Below are 18942 nucleotides of genomic sequence, written 5' to 3'. Positions count from 1 at the left end.
AGCGAACGAGGCTCACGCTTTAGCTCTCTTTCCCTTCTTCCGGCAAAGTCACATTTAACTCTAAGACGGAAAGATCGTCGTCCCCTTGCTCGAGGCTCACGGAGACTTGCTCGGGACCGATATCCACATATTTACGGATCACATCTAAGATATCTTGCTTGAGCTGTGGCAAATAGGTTGGGGCAGGGCTATCTGCACTGCGTCGCTCCGCAACAATGATTTGCAGGCGCTCTTTTGCAATGTTGGCGGATTTTTTCTTGGCTGGCCGAAAGAACTCTAGCAATGCCACATTAGCCTCCAAATAAGCGTTTTAGAAAACCTTTGCGCTCTTCCTCAATAAAGCGGAATGGGCGCTCTTCGCCAAGCAATCTTGCAATGGCATCTTCATACGCTTGTCCCGCATCCGATTCTTGATCGAGAACCACGGGCTCGCCTTTGTTTGAGGCATGCAGTACTGACTGGCTTTCTGGGATGACCCCTAACAGTGGGATACGTAAGATTTCCTCAACATCCGACACACTGAGCATCTCGCCGTTGGTCACGCGGCTTGGGTTATAACGGGTTAAGAGCAAGTGGTGCTTAACCGGTTCCTCACCGTTCTCGGCGCGGCGAGATTTTGAATCGAGAATGCCCAGAATGCGATCAGAGTCGCGCACCGAAGAGACTTCAGGGTTGGTCGTGACGATGGCTTCGTCGGCAAAATAAAGGGCCATGAGGGCGCCAGCTTCGATACCCGCAGGCGAATCGCAGATGATGTATTCAAACCCAAGCTCATCCATCTCTTTTAACACCCGTTCGACGCCCTCTTTGGTGAGCGCATCTTTATCACGAGTTTGTGAGGCTGGAAGAATAAATAGATTTTCAACCCGTTTGTCTTTGATCAGCGCTTGATTAAGGTTGGCTTCGCCGTTGATCACGTTGACAAAGTCATATACCACGCGGCGCTCACATCCCATAATTAAATCGAGATTACGAAGACCAATATCAAAATCAATCACTGCGGTTTTTTTGCCAGCCATGGCGAGTCCCGTCGCGAGTGCTGCACTCGACGTGGTTTTACCAACACCGCCTTTACCGGAGGTAATTACAATAATTCGTGCCATTCCTCGTCCTTATTCTGTTATAGCGTGAGGGGGTCTATTTGTAAGCTTTCTTGATTGAGCGAGACCATGACGGGGCGCTCAATAAACTCAGATGGAATTTTGTCGCTTAGCCAGTAGCTACCGGCTACTGACAATAATTCTGATTGTAAATTCTGGCAATAAATACGCGCTTGCTGCTGGCCGCTGGCGCCGGCAATGGCTCTGCCGCGCAGCACGCCGTAAATATGAATACTGCCATCAGCAATGACTTCCGCCCCGGCACTGACATGGTTCAATACCACCAAGTCAGCATTTTTGGCATAGATTTGCTGTCCTGAGCGCACGGGATTCGTGACCACTTTAGTGGGAGTTTGAATCGGATCGGCAACACGAGATTGCTTGCTCGATTTGAGTACCGCAAGCCCCACCGATTTGGCTTGCTGGCGGGTATCGTTATGCGTGACGCCAGTAAGGCCGACTAAAATCATCCCAGTTTCACTTAAACAGTGCTTTAAAGCGGTGAGATCTGGGCATAGCTTTAAACGGCTGACATCCGCCACCACAGGCGCGCCTTCAAAAAATGCGGGGGCTTGGGAAACCTTATCAGCCAAAATGGCGGCCGCTTCAGTAAAATTGTCATCCACAAGATGAAGAACAGACAAAGTAAAAGTTGAGCCTTTCAACTCCGGGTGTTTGTGCATGTTGTTTGATTCCGGTTATATCGTTGAAACGCGAGTCAGACGCGCATTATCAGACGTTGGATAGCATGGTATATTCACAGCATCGATGCGGCAAGCAGGGTTTGATATTCGGCGGACATTGCCCCCTAATTTTGGCGATTTCTTGTCATGGTGCGCGATGTGAGCCGCGTTTAGTGAGCATTGTGTGACACATTTTGCGGCAAAGCCTAACAAACCTTAACTCGTCGATGACACTATTTCGCCATCGTTATGGCATGCTGATGAGGACATTGAGATGTATTGCGCAATTTATCGTAGCAAAAAGAAAGAAGGCACCTATCTTTATGTACCGGGGAGAGATAAATTCGATGATGTGCCAGAAGCATTAATGAACAGTTTTGGACAACCAGAGTTTGCCATGATGATTGATCTCGGTAAGCGAGAAAAACTTGCGGTTGTTGATATTGAGAAAGTGAAACAAAGTCTGCAAAACGAAGGGTTCTTTCTACAATTACCACCGCCACCGGATGCGGCGTTGCAGGCTATCCGAAACAAGAATGAAAAATTGTAATTAGGGAAGCGTATGCGCAAAGGTTTGATTTCAGCATTGGTTGCAGCCTCAGTTTTTACCTCGGGGCCGCTATTTGCAAAAGAAGGGTTTGATCAGTACGTCGAATCATTGAAAGAGGAAGCGCGTCAAGCAGGGATTGATGACGATATACTGGCACGCGCGTTTGCTGGCATTGAGTATCATGAACGGGCAGTCAGTGCCGATAGAAATCAACCTGAGCGGCGTTTAACCTTGGATGAATACATTCCCCGCGCCGTACCGGATTGGAAAGTCGATCAGGCGAAAGCGCTGTATAAAAAACATTATGCGGCGCTAAAAAAAGTCGGTGAGGAATATCAGGTTCAGCCTCGTTTCATTGTAGCCTTGTGGGGCGTGGAAAGTAATTTTGGCAAACTGCAAGGCAACTACAATGTTATCGAAGCATTGGCCACATTGGCTTATGATGGGCGTCGAGAAGCCTTTTTCCGCCAACAAACAATGGCAGCACTGACCATATTGCAAGAAGGGCATATTGCGCCTGAAAACATGAAAGGTTCATGGGCCGGTGCAATGGGGCAAAGCCAGTTTATGCCGACGTCTTTCCTTCATTATGCGGTTGATGGGAACCAAGATGGTAAAAAAGATATTTGGCAAACGGAAGCTGATGTCTTTGCTTCTGCGGCGAACTATCTAAAACAAGCTGGCTGGGACGATACGTACACATGGGGACGCCAAGTTAAATTACCAAAGCATATAGATAGGAATAAACTTGGTGTCGAAAGTAATAAGGCGCTGTCATTGAATCAATGGCAAGCATTAGGTGTAACGCGTCTTAATGGCCAAGCGTTGCCGAATGTCGATATTCAAGCTTGGTTGATTCAGCCTGATGATGAACTTGGACGAGCTTATTTGGTTTATAACAATTATCAAAGCTTGTTGAAATGGAACCGTTCGCACTACTTTGCGTTAGCAGTCAGTCATTTGGCAGACCGGATAAAGTTTGGTTAATGGATGATGACAGAGTTTTACGAATCAGACAAAAAAAGAGGCCGTCCGGCCTCTTTTTTTTATCTTTATGTGCAACACTTAGGCTTGTTGACCAGGGATCAAGAAGTCTTCTAATTTCGCGCTACCATTTTCGGTTGCTTCACGGATCACTTTCGGCATACGACCTTGACCGGTCCATGTTTTTACCGAGCCGTCGCTATCAGTGTATTGATATTTAGCAGGGCGTGCCGCGCGCTTGCCTGTTGATTTAGACTTGCTTGCACCACCTAATAATTTCATGAGTTCATCAGGTTCAATACCATCGGCGATTAACATCTCACGGTATTTTTCTAGTTTCGCTAGGCGTGCTTTTTCTTCTTCTTGCGCTTGACGCTCAATCTCTTCACGTTCTTCAACGACGGTTTGCAGCTTTTCTAACGCTTCTTTAAGTTGCTCGGCGGTCATTTCTTTCGCGACAGCACGTAAGCTGCGTAGGTTAAGTAACGCTTTCATTGCATCAGACATTATTGGGTTCCTATTTGATTTATATGTTAATTGAACGGATGGTAACAGTATAAGTGAAATATACAATATTACATAAAATAGTTAATGCCTATTTTTCATTATTTATTTTCTGTTCGCAATATTTGTTACCCATATTTAAGGGTGTTTTTTTAAATATGCCCAAATTTTGAGTGATTGCGACTGATTTCATCGACACTTGATAGTGTGACGTTTTAAGTGGTGGCTTTTTGTGCGTGAACAGTTGCGATAGTGAACATCTTGTGTAGAATGCTCCACTCTTAACGTAGAGGTGCGTTGTTTATAAGTAATGTGCACGAGGGTGATGCCAGTGACCGCACATGAAAGGAGCCAACGCCGAAGCCAGTAAGGCCATCATGCCGACTGTGCTGGGGCTGTTACCGAATAGGAGCAGCACTGCCATAGTAATTAGGACACACTATGGAGCGCTACTGTAGGAGGCAAGTTGTTTGCTGTGTGTTACCACGCCTTACCAGTCTTCGTTTCTGCAGTAGATCTCCAACCAATTGGTTGATATTGAGATCATGAACTTAACAGACTTTTCTTCATCCGCTTTATCGTTACTTCCACCCTTGCTGGCTTTGGGCCTTGCCATTGCAACACGCCGCGTGCTGTTGTCGCTAGGCATGGGGATTGTACTCGGTACCTTACTACTCGCTGACTTTTCCCTAGGGACATCGGCGCAATACCTTTTTGATGTGGTTGCCGGCCTATTTGTGGCTGACGGCAGCATTAATAGCTGGAATATGAGTATTCTTGCTTTCCTCGTACTACTCGGGATGATCACCGCTTTATTGTCGCTCTCTGGAGGAACACGAGCGTTTGCAAATTGGGCACAGAGCCGAATTAAAAGCAAACGAGGAGCAAAGCTACTGGCGGCTTTTTTGGGCGTATTTATTTTCGTAGATGACTATTTTAATAGCTTGGCGGTGGGGGCTGTTTCGCGCCCTGTGACCGATCGCTTCCATGTGTCTCGAGCGAAGCTTGCGTATATTCTCGATTCGACTGCTGCACCTATGTGTGTTATCACCCCCGCTTCGAGCTGGGGCGCTTATATCATTACCGTCATCGGCTCGATTTTAGTCGCACATGGGGTGACTGATTACACGCCGCTCGGCGCCTTTGTCACCATGATCCCGATGAACTTCTATGCAATCTTTGCGCTTCTGCTGGTTTTTGCAGTGATTTGGTTTCAGCTTGATATTGGCCCCATGCGTCAATTTGAATACCAAGCAAAAAAAGGCAGTCGCTTAGGGGATGAAAGCGACAATTGTGCCGATCTTTGTGACGATCTTGGGATTGAAGAAAGCGAGCACGGCACGGTTTCTGATCTGGTGTTACCGATTGTGGTCCTCGTTGTGGCGACCATCAGTGCGATGCTCTACACCGGTGCACAAGCGTTAGCGGGTGACGATGTATCTTTCTCAGTACTCGGCGCGTTTGAGAATACTGATGTAGGCATGTCCCTTCTGATGGGAGGCGCAGCGGGACTTATCGTTGCTTTAGCCATGACGATCAAACAAGGGATTGGTGCGCCTGCGATCAGCAAAACCTTATGGGTCGGGGCGAAATCCATGTTTGGGGCCATTCTTATTCTGCTGTTTGCATGGTCTATTGGCCATATCATCGGCGACTTGCAAACGGGTAAATATCTGTCTTCATTGGTGCAGGGCAATATGCCATCTGAGCTACTCCCTGTTGTGCTCTTTTCACTCGCGGCAGTGATGGCATTTGCGACCGGCACCTCATGGGGAACCTTTGGTATCATGCTACCGATCGCGGGCGATCTGGCTGCGGCGACGGAAATTTCCTTGATGTTACCTATGCTGTCGGCGGTATTAGCTGGTGCGGTGTTTGGTGACCATTGCTCACCGATCTCAGATACCACTATCTTGTCATCTACAGGAGCACGCTGTGGGCATATTGATCATGTCTCGACACAGTTGCCTTATGCGATTGGTGGCGCTCTGGTGTCCGCGGTTGGCTTTCTGGTCCTTGGCTTTACCGCATCACTATGGTTGGCATTTGCTGCCACGACACTGGCCTTTGTCGCGCTTTGTTTTGCGCTACTGTGGCTGAAAAAGCGCCCATGCAAAGCCATGGCCTAATCTCGCTCGTGACTACCTCATAATAGGATTGAGCGCAAAGCCCCGCTGGTCGGGGCTTTCCTTTTTGATGAGATCCGGTAGCATGCTGGATTGATTTTAAGCCTGATGACCGAATAATCCGAGATAACAATGGCGCAGCTTTATTTTTATTACTCCGCAATGAATGCCGGTAAGTCGACAACACTTTTGCAATCAGCCTTTAATTATCAAGAGCGAGGCATGCAGCCCCTGTTATATACAGCGGCAATCGATGACCGATATGGTCAGGGAAAAATTAGCTCACGAATTGGTTTAGAGACAGAGGCGCACCTATACCACAATGAAACCAATTTATTCGAACATGTTTCAGCCATTCAAGAACACGAAAAAGTAGACTGCTTGTTACTGGATGAAAGCCAGTTTCTCACCAAACAGCAAGTGCTTGAGTTAACTGATGTGGTCGATAAATTGCGTATTCCTGTGTTGTGTTATGGATTACGCACAGACTTTCGAGGAGAGCTATTTGAAGGCTCTCAATACTTACTCGCTTGGGCGGATAAGTTAGTAGAACTAAAAACGGTTTGTCATTGTGGTCGTAAAGCTAATCGAGTGATCCGCCAAGATGCAAATGGCAATGCGATCGCTGATGGCGATCAAGTTGTGATCGGTGGCAACGAGCGTTATGTGTCGGTGTGCCGGTTGCACTATAAGGAAGCTCTTGGCTTACTATGAGTATGCCCTGCGATGGGCGAGTGTCTCGATAAGGTAGAGCGCGCCGAGTACGAAAAAAAGCGAACGCATTGCGCTCGCTTTTTCCTTTGCAACCGTCGCGAATAACGCGTTGTTATTTCGCTGCTTCTTGTTCAACGGGGACGATTTGGCTCGCATGGTAGCCTTTCGGTCCTTCTTGAACCTCGTAGCTGACGGTCTGACCCGCTTTCAACGTCCTGTATCCATCCATTTGGATTGTTGAGTAATGCGCAAAAACGTCGCCTTCTCCTTCTTCAGGACAAATAAAGCCGAATCCCTTGGCATTGTTAAACCATTTTACTGTACCAGTTTCCATGCGAAACATCCCTCTTGCATCAAACTTTTGCATACCTTGCAATAAACTAAGTGCCCACTCATGACCTCTGCGCTAGCACGCATCAGACAGCATTTGCTCAAGATGGTGAGCGTGCGATCAAAAAGTGGTTAGTTTATCTACCACAATTCCCACTGTAGTAGATACTTTTAGGCAGTCAAGTATCGATAATAACTTATAACAACATTTTCATAGTAATCCGGAAAAGTGTGAGAGCCTGACAATAAATGCATAAAAAACAATAATGTCATTTTCATGAATCTATCGAGTCACCTCTCACTATGGATGCTCGGTACGTGGCTGTCTGTTATAGGTGAGATGTCGATTAATTGGTATAAATTCAGCTGTTTATGTGTTGTATCTAGAGTTGTTTATCTCACTACACAAGATGATATAACCTAGTGGCGTGAATGAAATCGCATTCATTGGGTGTAATAAATTTTATTGTTTTATGAATAATTTCTTACGTCTAAATACTGAGATAGATTTAGCGAAAATCCCTTTTTCAATCCCATCAACACAGTTATTTCCACTTTACAGCCGTGGAATGTCTTTATTTTTGTACATTCTTTATGGTGGGGGCTGAGATGTTTTTGTTGAACAGTGAACGTTTTAGCACTGTTACCCCTAGATATATCAGTAAGTGACTAACAATTGTGCAGACACACTTTGTTCGCATTGAAAGGGTTGCTGGAATACAATCTGTGGCTTAACTTTAAAGATAGGTGGACGGGATCAGTGGATGGCAGCAACGCCCCGCCACAACGACAGCCTAGACACCCAAACAATGCATTGTAAGTGGTTATGAGTAATTGGAACGAGTGGGCGCTCCCTGATGCTGACATCGCAGCGTCAGAGAAGACGAAGCTACAACCGCCATCTATGTACAAGGTGGTGCTGAATAACGATGACTACACGCCGATGGAGTTTGTCATTGAAGTGCTCCAGACGTTTTTTGCCATGGACGTGGACAAAGCGACGCAAGTCATGCTGACGGTGCACTACGAAGGAAAAGCCGTTTGCGGTGTATTCACCGCAGAGGTAGCGGAAACAAAAGTGGCACAAGTGATGATGTACGCCAAAGAGCATGGTCATCCATTGCTGTGCACCATGGAGAAAGCATGATTTCTCCGGCACGCTTTAGCGCGGTTATTGAGGGAGGTGCCTTATGCTGAACAAAGAACTTGAAGCGAGTCTCAACGGAGCCTTTGCACGTGCGCGTGAAAAGCGCCACGAATTCATGACGGTGGAGCACCTGCTTCTCGCGTTAATTGACAACGCCGCCGCTCAAGAAGCCTTGACAGCTTGCCGCGCAGACCTAGATGGCCTGCGTAAAGAGCTCGATGCGTTTATTGAGCAAACGACCCCTCTTATCCCTGTTGATGATGAATCACGCGAAACGCAACCGACATTGAGTTTCCAGCGCGTACTGCAACGTGCGGTGTTCCATGTGCAATCGTCAGGGCGCAGTGAAGTGAGTGGTGCGAACGTATTGGTCGCGATATTTAGCGAGCAAGAGTCTCACGCGGCTTACCTATTGAAAAAGAACGACGTGAGTCGCTTGGATGTGGTGAATTTCATCTCTCACGGCACCACGAAAGATGACAACGACGATTTGCCGAGTAGCGACATGGGCGCTGAAGAGGCGAGTGGCGAGCCCGGTGAAGATAAACTGGAAAACTTTGCCACCAACCTGAATCAGCTCGCGCGGGTCGGGGGCATTGACCCGTTGATTGGTCGTGATAAGGAACTGGAACGCACCATTCAGGTGCTGTGCCGCCGTCGTAAGAACAATCCGCTGTTAGTCGGCGAAGCCGGCGTGGGTAAAACCGCTATCGCTGAAGGCCTCGCATGGAGAATCGTAGAAGGGCAAGTCCCTGATGTCATCAAAGATTGCGTGATTTACTCGCTGGATATTGGCTCGCTTCTTGCGGGTACCAAATATCGTGGCGATTTTGAGAAGCGCTTTAAGTCCATCTTGAAGCAGCTTGAGAAAGAAGATCATGCCGTACTCTTTATCGACGAAATCCACACCATTATCGGTGCAGGGGCGGCGAGTGGTGGACAAGTTGATGCCGCAAACTTGATTAAGCCATTGCTAAGCAGCGGGAAGTTACGTTGTATTGGCTCAACAACCTATCAAGAATATGGCTCCATCTTTGAGAAGGAGCGTGCCTTGGCACGTCGTTTCCAGAAAATCGATGTCATTGAACCGTCTATCGATGACACCACGAAGATTTTGATGGGCTTGAAGCCGAAATATGAAGCGCACCACGAAGTTCGCTATACCAACAAGGCGATCCGTGCGGCGGTTGAACTGTCGGCTAAATACATCAATGAACGTCATTTGCCAGATAAAGCGATTGATGTGATTGATGAGGCTGGGGCGCGTTGTCGGATGGCGCCAGCGAGCAAGCGTAAGAAAACCGTGAATGTTGCGGACGTCGAGTCGATGATTGCCAAGATGGCGCGTATCCCAGAAAAATCAGTATCTTCCTCGGACAAAGATGTGCTTCAGTCGTTGGAAGATAAGCTGAAGATGCTGGTGTTCGGTCAAGACAAGGCGATTACGGCGCTGTCGGAAGCGATTAAGCTGAGCCGAGCGGGGCTAGGCGAGGAGAACAAGCCTGTGGGTTCGTTCTTATTCGCAGGGCCAACCGGTGTGGGTAAAACCGAAGTCACGGTGCAACTGGCACGTGCCATGGGAATCGAGTTACAGCGCTTTGATATGTCCGAATATATGGAGCGCCACACTGTGAGTCGACTGATTGGTGCGCCTCCAGGTTACGTGGGTTACGATCAAGGTGGGTTGTTAACTGATGCAGTGATCAAGCATCCACACTCGGTGGTGTTACTGGACGAAATCGAAAAAGCGCATCCGGACGTGTTCAACTTGTTGTTACAGGTGATGGATAACGGGACGCTGACCGATAACAACGGTCGTAAAGCGGATTTCCGTAACGTTATTTTGGTCATGACAACCAACGCCGGTGTGGCAGAGACGGTCCGTAAGTCTATTGGCTTGATTCAACAAGATCACAGTCACGATGCGATGTCGGAAATCAAAAAGGTGTTCTCACCGGAATTCCGTAACCGTTTAGATAACATCATTTGGTTTAATCACCTTGATGAAACGGTCATTCTGCAAGTGGTTGATAAGTTTATTGTTGAATTACAAGCTCAGCTGGATGCGAAAGGGGTCTCTTTGGAAGTGACCTCCGAAGCGAAGCGCTGGCTTGCCGAAGAGGGCTATGACAAAGCCATGGGCGCGCGTCCAATGGGCCGGGTGATTCAAGACAACCTGAAAAAGCCGTTGGCAAACGAGCTGTTGTTTGGCTGTCTAGTGAACGGTGGGACAGTGCGTGTTGTGCTTAAAAACAACCGCTTGGATTTCCAATTCAGCGACCAGATGGAACCTGCATAAAGCGTAGGATAAGTCTGATAAGCAAAACCCGGCGCATGCGCCGGGTTTTTTGATCGCGTTATGAGGATTAACGCGAACGGAAAACGATGCGACCTTTCGACAAATCGTAAGGGGTCATTTCAACAGTGACTTTGTCGCCGGTCAGGATGCGGATATAGTTTTTGCGCATCTTGCCTGAAATGTGGGCAGTCACCACGTGACCGTTCTCTAGCTCAACGCGGAACATAGTGTTAGGTAGCGTGTCTAGCACGGTACCTTGCATTTCAATTACGTCTTCTTTTGCCATTGAATCCTCTTAGGCTTACTGTTTTAGCCAATTTTTTGACCGACAGATAATGCCTCTATTCTGAAAGTCTGTAAAGTTCGGGTGCGAATTTTACCCTGTCGACGCCAAGCTTGCTAGAAAAAATAGCCACTAAGCGGTGGATATGGGCAAGCTAAAGGGTCGCCATTGGTGATTTATAAAGCGTTGGTGCGGGAAGTAATCCGCTTTATAACGCATGGCTGGACAATCATCAATTTGATAGCCCAGATAAAGCCACGATTTTTTCTCGGCGCTGGCATATTCAAGTTGAGCTTGAATGCAGACGCGTCCTAATGAAAAACGATGGAACGGATCAAAAAAGCTGTATAAGGCGCTTAAACCGTCACTCAGCACATCAGTAACGGCAATCGCAACCAAGGTCTCTTCACCGTTATTAGGCTCATACAAATGAATAAAGCAGGGGTGAAGCCAGTCGCTATGGGTGAAGGTAATAAAGTCCTCCGCTTTAGCTGGGTACATATTGCCATCAGCATGGCGCGCGGTGATGTATTGATCGTAAAGTGAAAACCAGTTTGGGTCGAGCTGGTCGCTAATCTTTACCCGCAGCCGTTTTAGTTGGCTGCGATGGCGCTTTTGGCTTTTACTTGGTTGATACGCGCCAACATCAATGCGCAAGGATTGGCACGCATTACAGTGAGGACAATGCGGGCGATACATCATGTTACCACTGCGGCGAAAACCGGCGTTGATCAGTTGTTGGTAACCCGCAGGATGGTGCATGTCGGGGGATAACACGACCGCGAGCTGTTCGTTCTCTGTCGATATATATTGGCAGCGAGAAGCTGGAGTAAGGCCGACTTTTAGCGCGACGCTCATGACTGCCTCTCACGAAAGTCCGCGATAACGTGCGGCATATATGCGGCCTTTAAGCGCGTGTCTCGCGCCGCGTATAGGGCGTGAATAAACTCATCCCGAGGCCACGCCTTGGCGCCGAGAGAGGCAAGGTGGGGCGTCATCATTTGGCAATCGATGTACTGCCCACCTTGAGCTTGAAAGTGACGACAAAACTGCCAAAGCGCGAATTTTGAGCCATTATCGATAAGCGAAAACATGGATTCACCGCAGAAAAACTGTCCTACGGCGACACCATACAATCCCCCTACGAGTTGATCCTCTTGCCACACCTCGACACTGTGCGCATCGTGCTGGTGGTGGAGGGCGAGGTAGGCCTCGCGCATCTGGTCGGTGATCCAAGTTTGCTCAGGGCCCCTGATGGCGGCACATTGATGAATCACTGCCTCGAAGGCGTGATTGACGGTCACGGTCACTTGGCTTTTGCGCGCCGCTTTGCGCAAGCTGCGGCTGACGTGAAAGTCAGAGGGACGAATGATGGCCCGTTCACTTGGCGACCACCACAGTAACGGGTCTTCTTCACCAAACCAAGGGAAAATACCGCTACGATAGGCAGACATGAGCCGTGCAGCCGAGAGATCGCCGCCAATAGCTAACAGGCCATCTGGATGAGCGAGTGCATCGCTCACCGGAGGAAAGCGAAAATCATCTGCCGCTAATGGCGGCAAAAAGAGGGTCATACCCGCAGTCTCTCCATGTGTTACAAGCGTTGTCGCAGTTGTGCATAGCGTCCGTTTGCCGCCATGAGTGCAGCATGATCGCCTTGTTCGACAATCTCACCGGCATCCATGAGACAAATGGTGTCCATTTGCTCAAGCCCGACCAAGCGGTGAGTGATAAACACCACGGTTTTGTTTGCACAATGTTGCTGTAGTAAGGATAGGATCTGCGCCTCCGTTTGCACATCTAACCCTTCGGTTGGCTCATCTAATAAAACGATAGGCGCGTCATGCAAAAGGGCACGCGCAATACCAATCCGTCGTCGCTCGCCACCAGAAAGCTGTCGGCCTCCATCTCCCATCCATGCATTGAGTCCTGGCTCGGCCAGCAAGGTCTGCAAGCCTACTTGGGTTAACACTTGCGTCAGCGTCTCGTCGCTGGCCTGCGGGCATGCCAAGATCAGGTTATCGCGCAAGGTGCCGTTAAACATGTCTACCCGTTGTGTGACGACAGAAATCGCTTGGCGTAACGCCGGCTCTGACCATTGACGTAAAGGCTTGCCATCAAGATGGATCTCGCCGTTGCTTGGATCCCATGCGCGCGTTAACAAGCTAAGCAGGGTTGATTTTCCACATCCGGTCCGACCGAGTAGCGCCACTTTTTGCCCCGCATGTACGTGCAAAGAAATGTGGTTTAATGCAGGGTTTGCAGTTTCTGGGTATTGATAACTGACGTTATCCAGCTTGAGCTCACCTTGCACCGCATCGGCATGTCCTTGCGGCGGAAAATAGACACTGGGTGTACGCTCTGTAATCCGGTTGAGCCGCTTAGCCGCGGTCAGGGTTTTCCCCAAATATTGGAAAGCCGCGGTGATGGGCATCATCAACTCAAAGCTTGCCATAGTGGTAAACGCGACCATTGCAATAAGCGGATCGGGCAAGCGACCACCCACACCATCGGCAGCTAACCAAATCATCAAAACTAAGGTTAAACCGGTTGCCGCCATCAGCACCGCATTCGCCCAGCCGGTGACGTTTGCCATGTTCGCCTGCGCGGCTAGCATGGATTTTTCACTGTCATCAACCCGTGCACGATAACGGGATTCTGCGCCAAAAAGGGCGAGTTCGGCATGGCCTTGCAGCCAATCGAGTAGGGCGATTCGGGTAGCGGCATTTTGTTCTAATTGCTGGCGTCCATGTTGCTTACCAAGATGGTAAAAAATAACGGGTAACCCCAGCAGTAACGCCAATAAACAGCCGCCCAACGCTAGCCCTAAGGTTGGGTCGAACCAACCCAAAAACAGACTCACGGCAAGGACACCGAGGGCGCCAACAACCATGGGGCTAACCAAGCGCAGATAGACGTGATCCATCGCATCAACATCGGCCACCATGCGATTGAGCAGGTCGCCATCACGCACATTCAGGGTTTGATCCGGCACCAAAGGCGCAAGCTTACGGAAAAACGCTACCCGAAGGTCGGCAAGCAATTTAAACGTGGCATTGTGGCTGACGACGCGCTCTGCCCAGCGCCCAAAGGTACGGCCGATAGAAAAACCACGCACGCCAGCAGCGGGTAACATGTAATTGAAGGTGGCCATGCCAGTGAGTCCAGCCACGGCCGCCGCAGCGATAAACCAGCCTGATAAGGTTAATAGGCCAATCGCGGCAAACAAGGTAGCAAACGCCAACACCATGCCCAAGCTAAGACCAAACCAGTGACGCTTATACAGGCGTAAGTAGGGGAGTAGTTCACGCATCGAGATTTCTCCTGTCTGCTGAGGCCAGCATGTCAGCAAGCTGCCCTTGAGCGGCGATATCTTTGAATTTGCCTTGCTGAGTGATGGCGCCATCAGCCATGACCCAAACCTGATCGCAGTTGTCGAGCGCATCGAGGCGGTGTGACACCTGAATACAGGTTTTTCCTTGGGTCGCTGTGTGTAAGCTCAAATTGACCAGTTGTTCGCTGTGGGCATCGAGGCTTGCCGTCGGCTCATCCAATACCCATAGTGCACCGTCTTGCAATAAAGCACGTGCAACCGCGATACGCTGTGCTTGGCCGACTGACAGTCCGCCGTTGCGGTCGCCAACGGGATGAGCCAGTCCGTCGGTCAGGCGCATGACAAACTCATCGACATAGGCTTGTGTCATTACATGATTAATTGACTCTGGCGTGGCATCAGGGTTGGCGAGCGCAATGTTGTCACGAATAGAGCCATGGAATAGCTGTGGATTTTGGCCTACCCAACTGATCGCTTGGCGCCAATGGGTGAGTGAGAGCGCTCGGCGCTCACAACCGTTAATGACCAGACTGCCGCGATAGGGTAAAAAGCCGAGCAGTGCATTCAACAGGCTCGACTTGCCTGCGCCACTGACGCCGACAAGTGCAATATGCTCACCGGCTTTGACGTCAAAGTTGAGCGGCCCAGCCAAGACATGGCCATCAGGGCTGAGCACTTCGAGATCGCGCGCGGTGATGGTCACAGCCTCGAGATCGGGTGTCTCTTGGCCTTGTGTGCCGGTATCGGGTTGCGCATCGAGAAACTCGACGATGGATTCGGCAGCCCCAATCGCTTGGGCTTTGGCGTGATAAAACGTGCCAAGATCACGTAATGGCTGGTAAAACTCAGGCGCGAGCACCAGCACAAATAGGCCGGTAAATAGCGATATCGGGGCACCATAGTGGCCAAAGTTAAGTTCACCAATGAAACTGAAACCGAAATAGACGGCCACGACTGCAATGGAAATGGCCGTAAAAAACTCGAGCACGGCGGACGACAAGAAAGCCAGTCGTAGCACTTCCATGGTTCGTTTGCGGAAGGTGTGTGACGCTAGATGCAGTTGTTCGGCTTCTGCATCAGTGCGATTGAACAGTCGCAGTGTCGGTAAGCCACGCAAACGGTCATAAAAATAGCCTGACATTCGTTGCAGTGCTTTGAAATTCTTGCGATTTGCGTCGGCGGCTTTGATCCCCACCAAGGCCATAAAAAAGGGCACCAGCGGCGCGGTAATCAAGAATATCAAGCCGGAGGCCCAATTGATGGGGAACACGGTGACGAGAATCACCACGGGGATCAATACGGCAATCGCCATTTGCGGTAAATAGCGGGCAAAGAAGTCCTGTAATTCTTCGACTTGCTCGAGGAGCAAGCTAGCCCAGCTGCCCGCCGGACGACCTTGAATACTCACGGGGCCGAGTTCATGAAGACGATTCAAGATCAACTGGCGAATATGGTGGCGAATGGTTTGGCCACAGCGATAGCCCGTTCGCTCTTTGGCCCAACTACAGGCCGCACGCAGTAATACTACGGCCCCCAGACCAAAGAAACTGGGCAGTAAACTGTATTTATCGGCTTGTTCGATAATGAGCTGATAAAGCAAATGGGCGAGGAGCGCTGCTTGGGCAATGAGTAGCAGTCCAGATGTAAAGGCTATGCCAATCGTCGCAACTAACCAGGGTTTGGCTAACACGCTCTGCGACTTGAGCCATTTCGTTAGCGCCCGCTGTTTAGATTTATCCATATCGTCTTATTATTTTATGAAAGGCCTGCGAGTGAGGCAGAGCAGGCTGCTCAGGGGCAGCCTGCGTGGGATCGCGCGAGGGTTACTTCTCAGCTAACCCGTCAAGGTAGCGCTCAGCATCGAGCGCTGCCATACAGCCGGTGCCGGCTGACGTGATCGCTTGGCGGTAGACATGATCCATCACATCGCCAGCGGCAAAAACGCCTTCAATGCTGGTTTGTGTGGCGTTACCGTTCAGGCCGGAAGCCACTTTGATGTATCCGTTTTCCATCTCTAATTGACCGGCAAAAATGTCAGTGTTTGGCTTATGGCCGATAGCGACGAAGACGCCCATTACATCCAGCGTTTCTGTCGCATCACTTTGGGTGTCTTTTAAGCGTACAGCAGTGACGCCCATTTCATCGCCGAGTACCTCGTCCAGCACACGGTCAGTGTGTAAAACGATGTTACCGTTCTCAACTTTGTCCATCATGCGATCCACAAGGATTTTTTCCGCACGGAAGCTATCACGGCGGTGTACAACATGGACTTCAGAGGCGATGTTAGACAAATACAAGGCTTCTTCGACCGCGGTATTACCCCCGCCAATCACAGCCACTTTTTGGTTGCGATAGAAAAAGCCATCGCAGGTTGCACAGGCGGAGACCCCACGGCCTTTAAAGGCTTCTTCTGATGGCAAACCAAGATATTGTGCGGATGCACCTGTCGAAATAATTAAGGCATCGCAGGTGTATTCACCACTGTCGCCTTTTAAACGAAATGGGCGCTGAGACAGATCAACGTCGTTGACGTGATCAAAAATAATCTCGGTGTCGAATTTCTCCGCATGGTCTTTCATGCGGTCCATCAAGGCTGGACCCGTGAGGCCTTCTGGATCGCCAGGCCAGTTCTCTACATCTGTGGTGGTGGTTAGCTGGCCACCTTGTTGCATACCCGTGATCATAACTGGATTCAGGTTGGCACGTGCCGCATAAACAGCGGCGGTATAGCCAGCCGGGCCTGAACCAAGGATCAATAGGTTAGCATGCTTAATGTTACTCATTCACGTCTCCGGGCAGGATAGAGGTTCGTTTTGAATGGCCTGATTGTAGGTAAATTGGACGGGTAAAGAAAGGGCACCGTGACGGTGCCCTTTGATTGTAGGGTACAAAACGCACATTAATGTGCGGCTTTTAATGCGTCCATGGCATCCACATAAGGAAGTTCAAAGCCTTCAGCCACTTCTTTGATGGTGACTTGACCATGAATAACGTTCAAACCATTGCGCAGGTGTTGATCTTCTACCAAGGCATCGCGATAGCCTTTGTTGGCCAACTTCACGATATAAGGCAGGGTCGCGTTGTTGAGAGCAACGGTAGAGGTGCGAGCAACCGCGCCTGGCATGTTAGCGACACAGTAGTGAACCACATCATCAACAATGTAGGTTGGATCCGCATGGGTGGTCGCGTGTGACGTCGCGAAACAGCCACCTTGGTCAATGGCAACATCGACGACCGCCGCACCTGGTTTCATGCGCTTAATGTGGTCTTCGTTAACCAGTTTTGGCGCGGCTGCACCTGGGATCAGTACCGCACCGATAACCAGATCAGCATTGAGAACGTGTTGCTCCAGTGTTTCTTCTGTGGAGTAGACCACTTTTGCGCGACCTTGGAATTCTTCATCCAAACGACGCAGTGTGTCGACATTTTTGTCTAAAATAGTCACATCAGCACGTAGGCCAACGGCCATGCGCGCTGCGTTTGAACCGACAACACCACCGCCGAGTACCACAATTTTCGCCGGTTCAACGCCTGGAACACCACTTAGTAGCATGCCTGAACCGCCGTGTGATTTCTCCAGTGCTTGTGCACCTGCTTGAATAGACATACGGCCCGCTACCTCAGACATAGGCGCAAGGAGTGGCAATCGACCTTTAGAATCTGTTACGGTTTCATAGGCGATACAGACGGCTTTACTCTTAATTAAGTCTTCTGTTTGTGGAAAATCTGGTGCAAGATGCAGATAGGTGAATAAAATCTGTCCTTCACGGAGCATGGCACGCTCAACCGCTTGCGGCTCTTTGACTTTAACAATCATCTCGGCCTTGGCGAATACGTCAGCCGCGGTAGGAAGGATAGATGCGCCGGCGGCTTTATAGTCGTCGTCAGAGAAGCCAATACCGTTACCAGCGTTGGTCTCTACGTAAACGGAGTGGCCGTGAGAAATAAGTTCGCGGACACTTGCTGGAACCATACCAACGCGGTATTCATGGTTTTTGATCTCTTTTGGAACGCCAATGATCATGCTGTCACCTCTTGTTTATTCAGTGTTATCGGCTGGCTAGTTGTTGATATTGTCAATTTTCAGGCTAGTATAAAGGGAAAAAATCAGCATTTGATGCTAAAATTTATAAAGATGTTATTTAATTCGGTATATCTTTTTGCAAGGAAGTAACAAGGTGGAATAAAAAATGGTAGATACCAAAAAAAAGCCCTCCAAGGAATTGGACCGCATTGACCGCAACATCCTGAATGAGCTCCAAAAGGATGGGCGTGTTTCAAACGTTGAGTTATCTAAACGAGTCGGTCTTTCTCCTACCCCCTGTCTCGAACGTGTCCGTCGCTTGGAGCGCCAAGGCTATATCACTGGTTATACGGCGCTGCTCAATCCCCAGTTTCTCGACGCATCATTGCTGGTGTTTGTCGAAATCACCTTGAACCGTGGCGCACCAGATGTGTTTGAGCAATTCAATAAAGCGGTTCAAACATTGGAAGACATCCAAGAATGTCATCTTGTCTCCGGTGATTTTGACTACTTACTTAAAACACGAGTAGCTGATATGTCGGCATATCGCAAGTTATTGGGTGAAACCTTGCTGCGTTTGCCCGGTGTGAATGACACACGCACTTACGTGGTAATGGAAGAGGTGAAGCAGAGCAATCATTTGGTGATTCGCACCCGCTAAACCTGTTTGCCAATCGCCACATTGGTGTCGATCCCCAAACGATGAAACCGAGCCACCGTGCTCGGTTTCTTTTTTGTCTTAATCAGCAACAATTATGTGATATCTCGGTAAAGATTCATCGCTGACTCGCATCATGCCTGCCGTTCAGGCACGAATGTGGTAAAGTCAGTGCAGTGGCGAATGCAAACCTCAAACCATGGTGG

Annotated in this window: 19 protein-coding genes and 1 riboswitch; of the genes, 7 read left to right on the top strand and 12 right to left on the bottom strand. The window is 49.4% G+C overall.

The genetic code is table 11. The annotated features are described in order from the left end of the window. Window positions 1–19 precede the first annotated feature (19 nt). From minE to minC, 3 genes are read right to left on the bottom strand one after another with little or no spacing between them, the layout of a single operon-like run. Window positions 20–289, bottom strand: a complete 270-nt coding sequence (minE, locus tag E8E00_RS08630) for a cell division topological specificity factor MinE (protein ID WP_069588784.1) — start codon at window positions 287–289, stop codon at window positions 20–22. A gap of 1 nt (window position 290) precedes the next feature. Continuing rightward, a complete protein-coding gene (gene minD, locus E8E00_RS08625; RefSeq protein ID WP_077455195.1) occupies window positions 291–1103 on the bottom strand; it encodes a septum site-determining protein MinD in 813 nt (270 codons plus the stop codon). 17 nt (window positions 1104–1120) lie between these two features. Then, entirely contained in the window at window positions 1121–1783 is a 663-nt protein-coding gene (minC, locus tag E8E00_RS08620) for a septum site-determining protein MinC (protein WP_069588789.1), read from the bottom strand. A 274-nt stretch (window positions 1784–2057) separates the two neighbouring features. Between minC and E8E00_RS08615 the strand changes: the two genes are divergently transcribed. Beyond that, window positions 2058–2333, top strand: a complete 276-nt coding sequence (locus E8E00_RS08615) for a YcgL domain-containing protein (RefSeq protein WP_069588792.1) — start codon at window positions 2058–2060, stop codon at window positions 2331–2333. A gap of 12 nt (window positions 2334–2345) precedes the next feature. Next, on the top strand, window positions 2346–3320 hold the full coding sequence (locus E8E00_RS08610; protein WP_069588794.1) for a lytic transglycosylase domain-containing protein: 975 nt from the start codon (window positions 2346–2348) through the stop codon (window positions 3318–3320). A gap of 78 nt (window positions 3321–3398) precedes the next feature. Here the strand turns inward: E8E00_RS08610 and E8E00_RS08605 are convergent, their stop codons facing one another. Next, complete coding sequence (locus tag E8E00_RS08605; protein ID WP_069588796.1) at window positions 3399–3824, bottom strand: H-NS family nucleoid-associated regulatory protein; 426 nt, start codon at window positions 3822–3824, stop codon at window positions 3399–3401. Window positions 3825–4100: 276 nt separating this feature from the next. Next, window positions 4101–4281, top strand: a riboswitch (Lysine riboswitch). 85 nt (window positions 4282–4366) lie between these two features. On the opposite strand from E8E00_RS08605, the gene E8E00_RS08600 reads away from it, so the two are divergent. Together E8E00_RS08600 and E8E00_RS08595 are read left to right on the top strand one after the other, a co-directional pair. Further along, window positions 4367–5950 (top strand): Na+/H+ antiporter NhaC family protein, encoded by a 1584-nt coding sequence (locus E8E00_RS08600; protein WP_069588798.1) that lies wholly within the window; start codon window positions 4367–4369, stop codon window positions 5948–5950. A 129-nt stretch (window positions 5951–6079) separates the two neighbouring features. After that, window positions 6080–6661, top strand: coding sequence for a thymidine kinase (locus tag E8E00_RS08595; protein WP_069588799.1), 582 nt, complete (start codon window positions 6080–6082; stop codon window positions 6659–6661). 112 nt (window positions 6662–6773) lie between these two features. Here the strand turns inward: E8E00_RS08595 and cspD are convergent, their stop codons facing one another. Continuing rightward, window positions 6774–6995 carry a cold shock domain-containing protein CspD gene (cspD, locus tag E8E00_RS08590; protein WP_069588926.1) on the bottom strand — a complete coding sequence of 74 codons (222 nt, stop codon included), beginning with the start codon at window positions 6993–6995 and terminating at the stop codon, window positions 6774–6776. Between the two features lie 822 nt (window positions 6996–7817). Here cspD and clpS point away from each other — a divergent pair. Together clpS and clpA are read left to right on the top strand one after the other, a co-directional pair. After that, window positions 7818–8138: an ATP-dependent Clp protease adapter ClpS gene (gene clpS / locus E8E00_RS08585; protein ID WP_069588801.1), complete on the top strand. Its 321-nt coding sequence runs from the start codon at window positions 7818–7820 to the stop codon at window positions 8136–8138. A gap of 43 nt (window positions 8139–8181) precedes the next feature. Then, entirely contained in the window at window positions 8182–10437 is a 2256-nt protein-coding gene (clpA, locus tag E8E00_RS08580) for an ATP-dependent Clp protease ATP-binding subunit ClpA (RefSeq protein ID WP_077455191.1), read from the top strand. Between the two features lie 67 nt (window positions 10438–10504). On the opposite strand, the gene infA is transcribed toward clpA, so the two are convergent. From infA to ald, 7 genes are all read right to left on the bottom strand, one after another. Continuing rightward, on the bottom strand, window positions 10505–10723 hold the full coding sequence (gene infA, locus E8E00_RS08575) for a translation initiation factor IF-1 (protein WP_069588804.1): 219 nt from the start codon (window positions 10721–10723) through the stop codon (window positions 10505–10507). A gap of 129 nt (window positions 10724–10852) precedes the next feature. Further along, window positions 10853–11578 (bottom strand): arginyltransferase, encoded by a 726-nt coding sequence (locus E8E00_RS08570; protein ID WP_096627783.1) that lies wholly within the window; start codon window positions 11576–11578, stop codon window positions 10853–10855. Next, the gene (gene aat / locus E8E00_RS08565) at window positions 11575–12294 is read right to left on the bottom strand and encodes a leucyl/phenylalanyl-tRNA--protein transferase (RefSeq protein WP_096627786.1); all 720 of its coding nucleotides are present in this window, start codon (window positions 12292–12294) and stop codon (window positions 11575–11577) included. The genes E8E00_RS08570 and aat overlap by 4 nt, the downstream gene beginning before the upstream one ends. A gap of 20 nt (window positions 12295–12314) precedes the next feature. Next, window positions 12315–14033 carry a cysteine/glutathione ABC transporter ATP-binding protein/permease CydC gene (gene cydC / locus E8E00_RS08560; RefSeq protein WP_096627789.1) on the bottom strand — a complete coding sequence of 573 codons (1719 nt, stop codon included), beginning with the start codon at window positions 14031–14033 and terminating at the stop codon, window positions 12315–12317. Then, window positions 14026–15795 carry a cysteine/glutathione ABC transporter permease/ATP-binding protein CydD gene (gene cydD / locus E8E00_RS08555; protein ID WP_096627792.1) on the bottom strand — a complete coding sequence of 590 codons (1770 nt, stop codon included), beginning with the start codon at window positions 15793–15795 and terminating at the stop codon, window positions 14026–14028. Before cydD ends, cydC begins: the two co-directional genes overlap by 8 nt. Before the next feature lie 82 nt (window positions 15796–15877). Next, entirely contained in the window at window positions 15878–16837 is a 960-nt protein-coding gene (trxB, locus tag E8E00_RS08550; RefSeq protein WP_069588816.1) for a thioredoxin-disulfide reductase, read from the bottom strand. A gap of 116 nt (window positions 16838–16953) precedes the next feature. Continuing rightward, a complete protein-coding gene (gene ald / locus E8E00_RS08545) occupies window positions 16954–18078 on the bottom strand; it encodes an alanine dehydrogenase (protein WP_069588818.1) in 1125 nt (374 codons plus the stop codon). 166 nt (window positions 18079–18244) lie between these two features. On the opposite strand from ald, the gene lrp reads away from it, so the two are divergent. Beyond that, window positions 18245–18739, top strand: a complete 495-nt coding sequence (lrp, locus tag E8E00_RS08540; RefSeq protein ID WP_069588819.1) for a leucine-responsive transcriptional regulator Lrp — start codon at window positions 18245–18247, stop codon at window positions 18737–18739. Window positions 18740–18942: the final 203 nt, after the last annotated feature.

The organism is Salinivibrio sp. YCSC6 (assembly GCF_004916735.1).
Taxonomy (GTDB): domain Bacteria; phylum Pseudomonadota; class Gammaproteobacteria; order Enterobacterales; family Vibrionaceae; genus Salinivibrio; species Salinivibrio proteolyticus.
The sequence above is the reverse complement of the archived record's forward strand: the minus strand, read 5'-3'. Positions and strand labels throughout refer to the sequence as shown.

Bases quoted from the DNA above. Each gene is read 5' to 3' on its own strand.
- clpS (WP_069588801.1), top strand. From the start codon at position 7,818: ATGAGTAATTGGAACGAGTGGGCGCTCCCTGATGCTGACATCGCAGCG.
- trxB (WP_069588816.1), bottom strand. From the start codon at position 16,837: ATGAGTAACATTAAGCATGCTAACCTATTGATCCTTGGTTCAGGCCCG.
- E8E00_RS08615 (WP_069588792.1), top strand. From the start codon at position 2,058: ATGTATTGCGCAATTTATCGTAGCAAAAAGAAAGAAGGCACCTATCTT.
- E8E00_RS08570 (WP_096627783.1), bottom strand. From the start codon at position 11,578: ATGAGCGTCGCGCTAAAAGTCGGCCTTACTCCAGCTTCTCGCTGCCAA.
- lrp (WP_069588819.1), top strand. From the start codon at position 18,245: ATGGTAGATACCAAAAAAAAGCCCTCCAAGGAATTGGACCGCATTGAC.
- E8E00_RS08610 (WP_069588794.1), top strand. From the start codon at position 2,346: ATGCGCAAAGGTTTGATTTCAGCATTGGTTGCAGCCTCAGTTTTTACC.
- cydD (WP_096627792.1), bottom strand. From the start codon at position 15,795: ATGGATAAATCTAAACAGCGGGCGCTAACGAAATGGCTCAAGTCGCAG.
- E8E00_RS08605 (WP_069588796.1), bottom strand. From the start codon at position 3,824: ATGTCTGATGCAATGAAAGCGTTACTTAACCTACGCAGCTTACGTGCT.
- cspD (WP_069588926.1), bottom strand. From the start codon at position 6,995: ATGGAAACTGGTACAGTAAAATGGTTTAACAATGCCAAGGGATTCGGC.
- E8E00_RS08595 (WP_069588799.1), top strand. From the start codon at position 6,080: ATGGCGCAGCTTTATTTTTATTACTCCGCAATGAATGCCGGTAAGTCG.
- infA (WP_069588804.1), bottom strand. From the start codon at position 10,723: ATGGCAAAAGAAGACGTAATTGAAATGCAAGGTACCGTGCTAGACACG.
- aat (WP_096627786.1), bottom strand. From the start codon at position 12,294: ATGACCCTCTTTTTGCCGCCATTAGCGGCAGATGATTTTCGCTTTCCT.
- minC (WP_069588789.1), bottom strand. From the start codon at position 1,783: ATGCACAAACACCCGGAGTTGAAAGGCTCAACTTTTACTTTGTCTGTT.
- minD (WP_077455195.1), bottom strand. From the start codon at position 1,103: ATGGCACGAATTATTGTAATTACCTCCGGTAAAGGCGGTGTTGGTAAA.
- cydC (WP_096627789.1), bottom strand. From the start codon at position 14,033: ATGCGTGAACTACTCCCCTACTTACGCCTGTATAAGCGTCACTGGTTT.
- clpA (WP_077455191.1), top strand. From the start codon at position 8,182: ATGCTGAACAAAGAACTTGAAGCGAGTCTCAACGGAGCCTTTGCACGT.
- ald (WP_069588818.1), bottom strand. From the start codon at position 18,078: ATGATCATTGGCGTTCCAAAAGAGATCAAAAACCATGAATACCGCGTT.
- E8E00_RS08600 (WP_069588798.1), top strand. From the start codon at position 4,367: ATGAACTTAACAGACTTTTCTTCATCCGCTTTATCGTTACTTCCACCC.